Raw genomic sequence first — 11483 nt, forward strand, 5'->3', positions numbered from 1 at the left:
AACTTGGCTGAGAGCCGCAAGCGGGCGCCACCTGGAGCTAGCATGCCGGACTCGAACGGTTCGTTTTTGCTGCGGCCCCAGGCTTTTGACCCGAGGAGGCTGGAGACGCCAAGCATGAAGGCACACAGGCCGACGACACCCAGAAGGAAAATGGCAAAGCCCCAGTTGTGGGCCATGAGTCCTGTCGCTTCGGGCATGCTGGTAATCCTTAACAGAGAGCAGGGGTCTCTGAGCTTGATAAAGAAATAGGCAGTGACGATATGTCGCAGCAATCAATCGCGCTGATTTTATGGCTAAACACCCGGCAAGTAAAATTCCTATAGCGAAATTATTTATTGGAATAAGGACATAGCGCACCTCCGCTGCCCTGTAACCCGTGCGTGGCGGGCATTAGCCGGGTTTCAATGAATTATGTTTTGTAGGAAATGTAACGAACATAGTTGCTGCTAAATGATAATTAATATCGTTTGGGCTGGTTTTGTAACTGTTTAGCGGTGCAGTAATCAGGAAGTTGTCTTATATGCCCGTTACTGCAAGTAGCGGAGGCGCCAGTTTTAGCTGATTTTTCCGACGTGTGTACCGCTCTGGATCAATGTTTTGTCCTGTAGCTTCCCACCGGTCCTGTAGGAGCTGCCGAAGGCTGCGATCTTTTGATTTTCGATTTTAAGATCAAAAGATCGCAGCCTTCGGCAGCTCCTACAGGGCGGGCGGGGGAATCTGCGGGCAAAAAAACGCCCCGAACCAGTCGGGGCGTCAGTCTTGCGGCTTTGCGGTTAGCTCTCTATACGATCCGCAAGGGCCGTTTGCTCAGCGAAGTCGAATCAGTGGAACTGTTCTTCTTCGGTCGAACCGGTCAGCGCGGTTACCGAGGACGAACCGCCCTGAATCACGGTGGTCATGTCGTCGAAGTAGCCGGTGCCCACTTCCTGCTGGTGAGCCACGAAGGTGTAACCCTTGGCGGCGTCAGCGAATTCCTGCTCCTGCAGCTTCACGTAGGCAGTCATGTCGTTGCGGGCGTAGTCGTGCGCCAGGTTGAACATGCTGTGCCACATGTTGTGAATGCCGGCCAGGGTGATGAACTGGTGCTTGTAACCCATGGCGGACAGTTCGCGCTGGAACTTGGCGATGGTCGCGTCGTCCAGGTTTTTCTTCCAGTTGAAGGAAGGCGAGCAGTTGTACGACAGCAGTTGGTCCGGGTATTCCTTCTTGATCGCTTCAGCGAAGCGACGGGCTTCTTCCAGATCCGGCTTGGCGGTTTCGCACCAGATCAGGTCGGCGTATGGCGCGTAAGCCAGGCCACGGGCGATTGCCTGGTCCAGACCGGCACGTACCTTGTAGAAACCTTCCTGAGTACGTTCGCCAGTCACGAACGGCTGGTCGTACGGGTCGCAGTCCGAAGTCAGCAGGTCAGCGGCGTTGGCGTCGGTACGGGCCAGAATGATGGTCGGCGTACCGGCAACGTCGGCAGCCAGACGTGCAGCGGTCAACTTCTGTACCGCTTCCTGAGTTGGAACCAGTACCTTGCCGCCCATGTGACCGCATTTCTTAACAGAAGCCAGCTGGTCTTCGAAGTGAACGCCGGCGGCGCCTGCTTCGATCATGCTCTTCATCAGCTCGTAGGCGTTCAGTACGCCGCCGAAACCGGCTTCAGCGTCAGCCACGATTGTCGCGAAGTAGTCGATGTAGCCTTCGTCGCCCGGGTTCTTGCCGGCTTTCCACTGGATCTGGTCAGCACGACGGAACGAGTTGTTGATGCGCTTGACCACGGTTGGCACCGAGTCCACCGGGTACAGCGACTGGTCGGGGTACATCGATTCGGCGGAGTTGTTGTCCGCAGCCACCTGCCAGCCCGACAGGTAGATCGCCTGGATACCAGCCTTGACCTGCTGAACAGCCTGGCCGCCGGTCAGGGCGCCCATGCAGTTGACGAAATCTTTCTCTGGGCGGAAGGACGGCTTGGCACCCTGGGTCACCAGGTTCCACAGCTTCTCGGCGCCCATTTTCGCAAAGGTGTGCTCAGGTTGAACCGAGCCACGCAGACGGACGACGTCAGCAGCGGAGTAAGTGCGAGTCACGCCTTTCCAGCGCGGGTTTTCAGCCCAGTCTTTTTCAAGGGCTGCAATTTGCTGTTCGCGTGTCAGTGCCATGGAGATAAACCTCGTCGCGTCTTTATGAAAAGTTGTTCTGCGGTGGAAAATTCCTGCGCTCGCTGACCAGAAGCTTAGGTGGTCAAGTCGGATTCGGCGGGGTAGGCGACGGGATGAACGATGGGCTCGAGGGGAAGTGAGCAGGTAGTGGCGGACTGCGGGCGCATGCGGGCGTCGTGGGCCTTTATACGGTCTGCAGCGTGAAGCCGGGTTACCTAAATACGCTTCCGTCCCTCGGGACAACTTCGTTCCAGTCGGCAACCTCGTCAAACACACCTTGTGGGCGGTACAGACACGAAGCGGTTCGCGGGGTAGGTGCGAACATCGCTTCGAAGGCCCTTGCCAGGGCCTCTGATTAGCGGGAGCGAGGCCATCATGCCTTCGCTTTTTTGGCTCGTCAAACGTTTTGTAGTGCTTTTTTTCAAGCACTACATCTTTCGTCTAATACGACTAATCAGTCAGTTTTCGGTGCTTTAGTCCAAGGCGTCGACTTTCACCCGTAAAGTCATGTCATCCCGGCCTTGAGTCGAGTAGCTGCGGCTTTGGCTCTGTTTGTCGGCCTGGGTTTCACGGTTTATGCCGGCGAGGGTGATCCATTCGCCCAAGCGTCCGCTGACCGTTGTGTCGGTACTTTGCACGTTCACTACATCGGGACGTTCCTGGCTCATGCGGTCACGGTTGGTACTGATTGCCAGATGAACGATGTCGCCGGTGACGCTCGCTGTCACGTAAAAGCCCTGGGTGACGTTACGGTATTGGGTCTGGCTGCTGTAATCGCCGTAGGAGTTGCTCTGGCTGCTGGTGATCGGCACGCTCTGGCCGACCTGGATCAACGCCGGCGCGCCCTCGCTGGCCTGAATCTGCTGGATGCCGCCGTCACGGCTGGCGGTGCTGTAATTGATGATCCGGGTTTGTTGGTCGCCGGTGTTCTGCTGGTTGTTTTCGTTAGTGTCGACCGTGATCAGCAGGCGCTTGGGCGCAGTATCGAGCTGGGTGATCAGTGCTTTGACTTCCTGAATCTTGTCCGGCTCGGCCTTGATGATCAGTTGATTGCCATAGGCACTGACCTGGCCATCCTTGCCGATGAAGTCTTGCGCCATCGGCAGCATGTCGGCGCTGGTGCGGTACTTGAGAGGCACGATTTCTGTGGCTGCCATCACCGACAGGCTGCAGCCGAGCAGCAGGGTGGTGAGCAGGGTGCGTAGGGACATGTCCGTTATCTCCGCTTTCGAAAGGCTTGATATTGCCAGTTTGTCGGCCCGGGGTGGGGCAAGTTGAATCGTAGACAGCAAAACGCCCCGGCATCCGAAAATGGCGGGGCGTTTTGAGGGTGTTCATCTGCCGCTTTTTGTGGCGAGGGAGCTTGCTCCCGCTGGGCTGCGTAGCAGACCCCGGATTTTCAGGGCCGCTTCGCGCCCCAGCGGGAGCAAGCTCCCTCGCCACAGGGTTTCACAGGTATGCGATCACACCCGATCAAGCCGAATGCCGAACCATATCGACATGCGGAATCCCGGCTTCGAGGAATTCCTCGCTGACCAGGCTGAAGCCCAGGCGCTCATAGAACGCCGTGGCCTGTACCTGGGCGCTGAGCATCTGCTGCTGCAGGCCGCGGGCTTCGGCTTCGGCGATCACCGCTCGCATCAGCGCGTCGCCCACTTTCATCCCGCGCCAGTCCTTCAGTACCGACACCCGGCCAATGTGCCCGTCGGGCAACAGGCGCGCGGTGCCGATCGGAAAGTCGCCTTCGAACGCCAGAAAATGCACGGCGGTCGCGTCATCGGCGTCCCATTCCAGCTCGGGTGGCACCGATTGTTCGGCGATGAACACCGTTTCACGAATGCGCCGGATCTCGGCGTTGTCCTTTTGCCAGTCTGCGACACGTACGCGAATCTTATTCATCGGCGAATCCCAGGCTGCCCTGCTTGACCAGCTCGCACAGCAGGCCGCGACCGTCTTCATCGTTCAGCCACTCGCCGAGGTTGTCGACGTGCAGCGCATCGGCGGCGCAGATCATCTTCAGCAGCTCGCGCAGCTTGCCCGGCAGGTAACGGCTCTGACCGCTGGCGAACAGCAGCAGATCGTCATCGACTTCCGACCAGGCCAGGCGCGCGCTCGGATTGCGGATCAGCACCGCGCCGTCTTGCAGGGCGTTGAGGAAGTCGTCTTCTTCAACGTCTTCCGGGCCGACCACCAGTTCCGGGTAGCGCGGCTCGGTCATGTACTGGCCGAACCAGGTCAGCAGCAGGCGCTCGTCGCTCATGTGTTCGGCGAGCAGGCTTTTCAGGCGGCCGAGTGCGTCGTGCTGGATCTGATGCGGGTCATCGCTGACCGGTTTTGCATCGGCATCGGTGTAGCGCTCTTCGTCAGTCAGGAACTGGCTGAGGAAATCGGTGAAGTGAGTCAGCACTTCCGAAGCGCTCGGGGCACGGAAGCCGACCGAGTAGGTCATGCAGTTGTCGACGGCGACACCGCAATGGGCCAGACGCGGCGGCAGGTAGAGCATGTCGCCCGGCTCCAGCACCCACTCTTCGGTCTCGTGGAATTCGGCGAGGATGCGCAGGTCCGCGTGTTGCAGCAGCGGGCTCTCGGAGTCGCACATCTGGCCGATCTTCCAGTTGCGCTGGCCGTGGCCTTGCAGCAGGAACACGTCGTAGTTGTCGAAGTGCGGGCCGACGCTGCCACCCGGGGCGGCGAAGCTGATCATCACGTCATCGACGCGCCAGCTCGGCAGGAAGCGGAAGTTTTCCAGCAGTTCGCTGACTTCCGGGACGAATTGATCAACGGCCTGAACCAGCAAGGTCCACTCTTTTTCCGGCAGTTTGCTGAATTCGTCTTCGGCGAACGGGCCGCGACGCAGCTCCCACGGACGCTCGCCGTGCTCGATCACCAGGCGCGACTCGACCTCTTCTTCCAGGGCCAGGCCGGCCAGTTCGTCGGCGTCGATCGGGCTTTCGAAGTCAGGGATGGCCTGACGGATCAGCAGTGGCTTTTTCTGCCAGTAATCGCGCATGAATTCGCGCGCCGTGAGACCGCCCAGAAGTTGAAGAGGAGTATCAGGATTCATGTGTAACCTATTGAAAAAAAGCATTTTTCAGACGGGAATAAAAACGCCCGGCGCGGCCGGGCGTCTCAAACGGGTCAATCGGTGAATCAGATGCGTCTGGCTTGCGCTACAGCGTTGCCGATGTAGTTGGCCGGAGTCAGCTGTTTCAGCTCGGCTTTCGCTTCGGCTGGCATGTCCAGGCCGTCGATGAAAGTCTGCAGCGCTTCAGGGCTGATGCCCTTGCCGCGGGTCAGTTCTTTCAGCTTCTCGTACGGGTTTTCGATGTTGTAGCGGCGCATTACGGTCTGGATCGGCTCGGCCAGGACTTCCCAGCAAGCGTCCAGATCGGCAGCGATCTTGTCAGCGTTCAGCTCAAGCTTGCTGATGCCTTTGAGGCTGGCTTCGTAGGCGATCACGCTGTGAGCGAAGCCCACGCCGAGGTTGCGCAGTACGGTGGAGTCGGTCAGGTCGCGCTGCCAGCGGGAAATTGGCAGTTTGCTCGCCAGGTGCTGGAACAGTGCATTGGCGATGCCCAGGTTGCCTTCGGAGTTTTCGAAGTCGATCGGGTTGACCTTGTGCGGCATGGTCGACGAACCGATTTCGCCGGCGATGGTGCGCTGCTTGAAATAACCCAGGGAGATGTAGCCCCAGATGTCACGGTCGAAGTCGATCAGGATGGTGTTGAAGCGCGCGATCGCGTCGAACAGCTCGGCGATGTAGTCGTGCGGCTCGATCTGCGTGGTGTACGGGTTGAAGCCCAGGCCCAGCTCGTCTTCGATGAAGGCGCGGGCGTTGGCTTCCCAGTCGATCTGCGGGTAGGCCGACAGGTGCGCGTTGTAGTTGCCTACGGCGCCATTGATCTTGCCCAGCAGCGGCACGGCAGCGACTTGAGCGATCTGACGCTCGAGACGGTAAACCACGTTCGCCAGCTCTTTGCCCAGAGTAGTCGGGGAGGCCGGTTGACCGTGGGTGCGCGACAGCATCGGCACGTCGGCGAAGCGGATCGCCAGTTCACGGATGGCGTTGGCGGTCTGACGCATCAGCGGCAGCATCACGTCGTCACGGCCTTCGCGCAGCATCAGGGCGTGGGACAGGTTGTTGATGTCTTCGCTGGTGCAGGCAAAGTGGATGAACTCGCTGACCTTGGCCAGCTCCGGCAGTTTGGCCGCCTGCTCCTTGAGCAGGTATTCGATCGCCTTGACGTCGTGGTTGGTGGTGCGCTCGATCTCTTTGACGCGCTCGGCGTGTTCCAGCGAGAAGTTTTCAGCCAGTTCATTGAGAACGGCGTTGGCCTCGGCGGAGAAGGCTGGCACTTCCGGGATACCGGCGTGGGCGGCCAGGCGCTGGAGCCAGCGCACTTCAACCAGGACGCGGGCACGGATCAGGCCGTACTCGCTGAAAATCGGGCGCAGGGCCTGGGTTTTGCCGGCGTAGCGGCCGTCAACAGGGGAAACCGCAGTGAGCGAAGAGAGCTGCATGGGGTGTTCTCGGACAGTCGGGCAACGAAATGGGGCGCGTATCATACATGAAAAAATCCGCCGGTCCGTTGCCAACTGACCGGCGTATTACGCGCTACAGACTACAAAGCTTTTATTGCGCGACGATTTATTCGCTGCGCATCAACGGATACAGCTCTTTGAGCAGCTTGCGCCGGCTGATCACCAACTGCCAACGGTGGCCACCGAGCTGTCGCCACAGGCGTGCCGAACGGATGCCGGCCAGCAGCAGGGCGCGGATCTTCGAAGCGTTGCTCGGTTGCTGCAGGTTGCGCATGTCGCCATGCACCTGAATCCGCTGGCGCAGGGTGCTCAGGGTGTCCTGATACAGCGCGCCGCAAGCAGCAATCACGTTTTCGTGAGCCGGGCCGAAGTGTTCGACCTGCGACTGGATCTGCGGCAGGCGCTTGCCAATGGTGTCGAGCATGTCGTCACGTTTGGCCAATTGACGTTCCAGACCGAGCATCGACAGGGCATAGCGCAGCGGCTCGCGCTGCAGGGTGCTCGGGTCGCGTTCGAGGGCGCCGATCAAGGCGCGATAACCTTCGCGCAGATTGAGGTCGTCGCCGCCGTACACATCCAGTGTGTCCTTCGGGTCGCGTACCAGCAGGCTGCCGAGCATGCAGCTCAGGCCGGCCTCGCTGGTCTGGCCGGACTTGGCGATGCGGTCGACCAGCACGGCGGCGAGAAACACCCCGCCCAGCGCCGTCAGTTGTTCCTGAGTCGGGCTCATGCCTGGCCGCTCCACGGCTCGGCGACTTCGATCACGCCGCCACCGAGGCAGATTTCACCGTCGTAGAACACCACGGACTGGCCCGGGGTTACCGCGCGTTGCGGTTCGTCGAACACGGCGCGGTAACCGCTGGCGGTTTTTTCCAGGGTGCAGGCCTGATCGCTCTGGCGATAACGCACTTTGGCGGTGAGGCGCAGTGGCTGGCTCAGGTCGATCGGGTTGACCCAGTAGATTTCCGAAGCGAGCAGGGCGCTGGAGAACAGCCACGGATGGTTGTTGCCCTGGCCGACGATCAGCTCGTTGGTGTCCAGATCCTTGCGCAGCACGTACCACGGCTCGTCGCCGGCATCTTTCAGGCCGCCAATGCCCAGGCCCTGACGCTGACCGATGGTGTGGTACATCAAGCCGTGGTGACGGCCGATGACTTCGCCTTCGGTGGTTTTGATCTCGCCCGGTTGCGCCGGCAGGTATTGCTTGAGGAAGTCGCTGAAACGTCGCTCGCCGATGAAGCAGATCCCGGTGGAATCCTTCTTCTTGGCGGTCGCCAGCTCGTATTTCTCGGCAATGGCGCGAACTTCGGGCTTTTCCAGTTCACCGACCGGGAACAGGGTCTTGGCGATCTGCTCGCCGCCGACAGCGTGCAGGAAGTAGCTCTGGTCCTTGTTCGGGTCGAGGCCCTTGAGCAGTTCGGTGCGGCCATCGATGTCACGACGGCGCACATAGTGACCGGTGGCGATCAGGTCGGCACCGAGCATCATGGCGTAGTCAAGGAACGCCTTGAACTTGATCTCGCGGTTGCACAGGATGTCCGGGTTCGGCGTGCGTCCGGCCTTGTATTCGGCGAGGAAGTGCTCGAACACGTTATCCCAGTACTCGGCGGCGAAGTTGGCGGTGTGCAGCTTGATGCCGATCTTGTCGCACACGGCCTGGGCATCCGCCAGGTCGTCCATGGCGGTGCAGTATTCCGTTCCGTCGTCTTCTTCCCAGTTCTTCATGAACAGGCCTTCCACTTCAACGCCCTGCTCGATCAGCAGGAGAGCGGAAACGGAAGAGTCCACGCCGCCGGACATGCCGACAATGACGCGCTTCTTGGATGTGTCAGAAGGGGCTGGATCACGCATAGGGATTCAATGAGTGTCTTGAAAAAGGACGCGATTCTAGCAGGCTCACGGCCTCAAGGCTAAAGAGAAGGGCGGATCAGTTCGAGACTGAAGTGATGACCGGCCAGATAGTCGTCGATGCAACGGATGATCAGCTCACTGCGCCAGTTGTCGCGCTGGGCGATTAATTCGCTACGGGTCAACCACTTGGCGCCGACGATGCCGTCGTCGAGTTGATAGTCAGGGTGGTGTTTCACCGCTTTGGCGCTGAAGCATACGCGCTGGTAAGTCACACCGTTGCTCGGCGCGGTGTACAGGTAAATGCCGATCACGCCGGTGGGTTCGACGTCCCAGCCGGTTTCCTCAAGGGTTTCGCGGATGGCGGCTTCGATCAGGGTCTCATTCGGATCCAGGTGGCCGGCGGGCTGGTTGAGCACGTTACGCCCGGCCTTGTGCTCTTCGACCATCAGGAAGCGGCCGTTGTCTTCGACGATGGTGGCGACGGTGATGTGGGGGAGCCATTCCATAAAACCTTCCTCAATATCCAGGTTAAACCCGATTCCCTGTGGGAGCTGGCTTGCCAGCGATGGCGGCTTATCATTCAACATTGAAGGTGTCTGATCCACTGCTATCGCTGGCAAGCCAGCTCCCACAGGGTTTTGTGTTGCATTCCGAAACAGAAACCCCGGCACTGGGCCGGGGTTTCTTTGCAGCATTACAACCTTAAACCAGCGCAGCAATCGCCGCGTTGAAGGTTGCGCTTGGGCGCATGGCCTTGCTGATCAGCTCGGCGTCGGCGTGGTAGTAACCGCCGATGTCCACTGGCTTGCCCTGCACGGCGTTGAGTTCGGCAACGATGGTCGCCTCGTTCTCGGTCAGGGTTTTGGCCAGGGTCGCGAACTGCGCTTGCAGTGCAGCGTCTTCGGTCTGGGCGGCCAGGGCCTGAGCCCAGTACAGCGCCAGGTAGAAGTGGCTGCCGCGGTTGTCGATGTTGCCGGCTTTGCGCGATGGCGACTTGTTGTTGTCGAGGAACTGGCCGGTGGCCTGATCCAGGGTTTTCGACAGAACCAGCGCTTTCGGGTTGTTGTAATTCACACCCAAATGCTCGAGGGACGCTGCCAGTGCGAGGAATTCGCCCAGCGAATCCCAGCGCAGGAAGTTCTCTTCAACCAGTTGCTGCACGTGCTTCGGCGCCGAACCGCCGGCGCCGGTTTCGAACAGGCCACCGCCGTTCATCAGCGGCACGATCGACAGCATCTTGGCGCTGGTGCCCAGTTCCATGATCGGGAACAGGTCGGTCAGGTAGTCGCGCAGTACGTTGCCGGTCACCGAAATGGTGTCCTTGCCTTCGCGGGTGCGCTGCAGGGTGTACTTCATGGCATCGACCGGCGCCATGATCTGGATGTCCAGACCGCTGGTGTCGTGATCCTTCAGGTAAGCCTGAACCTTCTCGATCACTACGCCGTCGTGGGCGCGCATCGGGTCCAGCCAGAAGATCGCCGGGGTGCTGCTGGCGCGAGCACGGTTGACGGCCAGTTTGACCCAGTCCTGGATCGGCGCGTCTTTGGTCTGGCACATGCGGAAGATGTCGCCGGCTTCAACAGCCTGTTCCATCAGCAGGTTGCCCTTGCTGTCGGTAACGCGAACCACGCCGTCAGCCTTGATCTGGAAGGTCTTGTCGTGCGAGCCGTACTCTTCGGCTTTCTTCGCCATCAGGCCAACGTTTGGCACGCTGCCCATAGTGGTCGGATCGAACGCGCCATTGGCTTTGCAATCTTCGATCACGGCCTGGTAGATGGTTGCGTAGCAACGATCCGGGATCACTGCCTTGGTGTCGTGCAGCTGACCGTCGGTGCCCCACATCTTGCCGGAGTCACGGATCATCGCTGGCATCGAGGCGTCGACGATAACGTCGCTCGGCACGTGCAGGTTGGTGATGCCCTTGTCGGAGTTGACCATCGCCAGCGACGGACGCGCGGCGTAGACCGCTGCGATGTCGGCTTCGATCTGTGCTTGCTGCTCGGCCGGCAGGGCCTTGATGCGCGCGTACAGGTCGCCGATACCGTTGTTCAGGTTGAAGCCGATCTGGGTCAGCACATCAGCGTGCTTGGTCAGGGCGTCTTTATAGAACTCGGCAACGATCTGGCCGAACATGATCGGGTCGGAGACCTTCATCATGGTCGCTTTCAGGTGAACCGAGAGCAGCACGCCTTGCGCTTTGGCGCTGTCGATTTCAGCGGCGATGAACGCGCGCAGGGCGTTTTTGCTCATCACGGCGCAGTCGAGGATCTCGCCAGCCTGAACGCTGGTTTTTTCTTTCAGGACAGTGGCGGTGCCGTCTTTGGCGATCAGTTCGATCTTCACAGCGTCAGCGGCGTCGATCAGGGCAGCTTTTTCGCTGCCGTAGAAATCGCCGGTGCTCATGTGAGCGACGTGGGACTTGGAGTCTTTGGCCCAGGCGCCCATTTTGTGCGGGTGCTTGCGCGCGTAGTTCTTGACCGACAGTGGAGCGCGGCGGTCGGAGTTGCCTTCACGCAGAACCGGGTTCACGGCGCTGCCCTTGACCTTGTCGTAACGCGCCTTGGCTTCTTTTTCGGCGTCGTTGGTCACGGTTTCCGGGTAGTCCGGCAGGTTGTAACCCTGGGCTTGCAGCTCTTTGATTGCCGCTTGCAGCTGAGGTACCGAAGCACTGATGTTCGGCAGCTTGATGATGTTGGCTTCAGGCGTAACGGCCAGGTCGCCCAGTTCGGCGAGGTGGTCGGCTACGGCTTTGTCGCCCAGTTGCTCGGGGAAGCTGGCCAGGATGCGTGCTGCAAGAGAGATATCGCGGGTTTCCACGGCGATATCGGCCGAGGCGGTGTAAGCCTCGATGATCGGCAGCAGGGAATAGGTGGCGAGGGCTGGGGCTTCGTCGGTGAAGTTATAGATGATCTTCGAGCGGGTGGGCATATTCGGATTAACTCT

At 59.9% G+C, this 11483-nt stretch carries 10 protein-coding genes; all 10 read right to left on the reverse strand.

All coding sequences use genetic code 11. From position 1 onward, the window contains the following. The coding region (locus tag ACIP8I_RS26600) for an NADH-quinone oxidoreductase subunit A (RefSeq protein ID WP_400764846.1) at nucleotides 1-197 on the reverse strand (197 nt) is incomplete at its 3' end. A 624-nt stretch (nucleotides 198-821) separates the two neighbouring features. Continuing rightward, on the reverse strand, nucleotides 822-2147 hold the full coding sequence (aceA, locus tag ACIP8I_RS26605) for an isocitrate lyase (protein ID WP_400764847.1): 1326 nt from the start codon (nucleotides 2145-2147) through the stop codon (nucleotides 822-824). 473 nt (nucleotides 2148-2620) lie between these two features. Further along, nucleotides 2621-3358 (reverse strand): secretin N-terminal domain-containing protein, encoded by a 738-nt coding sequence (locus tag ACIP8I_RS26610; protein WP_367084978.1) that lies wholly within the window; start codon nucleotides 3356-3358, stop codon nucleotides 2621-2623. A gap of 262 nt (nucleotides 3359-3620) precedes the next feature. After that, nucleotides 3621-4046 (reverse strand): GNAT family N-acetyltransferase, encoded by a 426-nt coding sequence (locus ACIP8I_RS26615; RefSeq protein WP_400764849.1) that lies wholly within the window; start codon nucleotides 4044-4046, stop codon nucleotides 3621-3623. Continuing rightward, a complete protein-coding gene (locus tag ACIP8I_RS26620) occupies nucleotides 4039-5211 on the reverse strand; it encodes a cupin domain-containing protein (protein ID WP_003223820.1) in 1173 nt (390 codons plus the stop codon). Before ACIP8I_RS26620 ends, ACIP8I_RS26615 begins: the two co-directional genes overlap by 8 nt. An 86-nt stretch (nucleotides 5212-5297) precedes the next feature. Next, nucleotides 5298-6668, reverse strand: a complete 1371-nt coding sequence (gene purB / locus ACIP8I_RS26625; RefSeq protein ID WP_047291732.1) for an adenylosuccinate lyase — start codon at nucleotides 6666-6668, stop codon at nucleotides 5298-5300. A gap of 127 nt (nucleotides 6669-6795) precedes the next feature. Further along, on the reverse strand, nucleotides 6796-7419 hold the full coding sequence (gene hflD, locus ACIP8I_RS26630; RefSeq protein WP_367084977.1) for a high frequency lysogenization protein HflD: 624 nt from the start codon (nucleotides 7417-7419) through the stop codon (nucleotides 6796-6798). Beyond that, nucleotides 7416-8540, reverse strand: a complete 1125-nt coding sequence (gene mnmA, locus ACIP8I_RS26635) for a tRNA 2-thiouridine(34) synthase MnmA (protein ID WP_400764851.1) — start codon at nucleotides 8538-8540, stop codon at nucleotides 7416-7418. The genes hflD and mnmA overlap by 4 nt, the downstream gene beginning before the upstream one ends. A 59-nt stretch (nucleotides 8541-8599) precedes the next feature. After that, on the reverse strand, nucleotides 8600-9046 hold the full coding sequence (locus ACIP8I_RS26640; protein WP_400764852.1) for an NUDIX hydrolase: 447 nt from the start codon (nucleotides 9044-9046) through the stop codon (nucleotides 8600-8602). Nucleotides 9047-9242: 196 nt separating this feature from the next. Then, on the reverse strand, nucleotides 9243-11468 hold the full coding sequence (locus ACIP8I_RS26645) for an NADP-dependent isocitrate dehydrogenase (RefSeq protein ID WP_400764854.1): 2226 nt from the start codon (nucleotides 11466-11468) through the stop codon (nucleotides 9243-9245). Nucleotides 11469-11483 lie beyond the last annotated feature (15 nt).

Source organism: Pseudomonas sp. NPDC088414 (genome assembly GCF_044753325.1).
GTDB lineage: Bacteria > Pseudomonadota > Gammaproteobacteria > Pseudomonadales > Pseudomonadaceae > Aquipseudomonas.

Excerpts from the sequence above, each read along its gene's own strand:
- aceA (WP_400764847.1), bottom strand. The coding sequence starts at position 2,147 with ATGGCACTGACACGCGAACAGCAAATTGCAGCCCTTGAAAAAGACTGG.
- ACIP8I_RS26610 (WP_367084978.1), bottom strand. The coding sequence starts at position 3,358 with ATGTCCCTACGCACCCTGCTCACCACCCTGCTGCTCGGCTGCAGCCTG.
- ACIP8I_RS26615 (WP_400764849.1), bottom strand. The coding sequence starts at position 4,046 with ATGAATAAGATTCGCGTACGTGTCGCAGACTGGCAAAAGGACAACGCC.
- ACIP8I_RS26620 (WP_003223820.1), bottom strand. The coding sequence starts at position 5,211 with ATGAATCCTGATACTCCTCTTCAACTTCTGGGCGGTCTCACGGCGCGC.
- purB (WP_047291732.1), bottom strand. The coding sequence starts at position 6,668 with ATGCAGCTCTCTTCGCTCACTGCGGTTTCCCCTGTTGACGGCCGCTAC.
- hflD (WP_367084977.1), bottom strand. The coding sequence starts at position 7,419 with ATGAGCCCGACTCAGGAACAACTGACGGCGCTGGGCGGGGTGTTTCTC.
- mnmA (WP_400764851.1), bottom strand. The coding sequence starts at position 8,540 with ATGCGTGATCCAGCCCCTTCTGACACATCCAAGAAGCGCGTCATTGTC.
- ACIP8I_RS26640 (WP_400764852.1), bottom strand. The coding sequence starts at position 9,046 with ATGGAATGGCTCCCCCACATCACCGTCGCCACCATCGTCGAAGACAAC.
- ACIP8I_RS26645 (WP_400764854.1), bottom strand. The coding sequence starts at position 11,468 with ATGCCCACCCGCTCGAAGATCATCTATAACTTCACCGACGAAGCCCCA.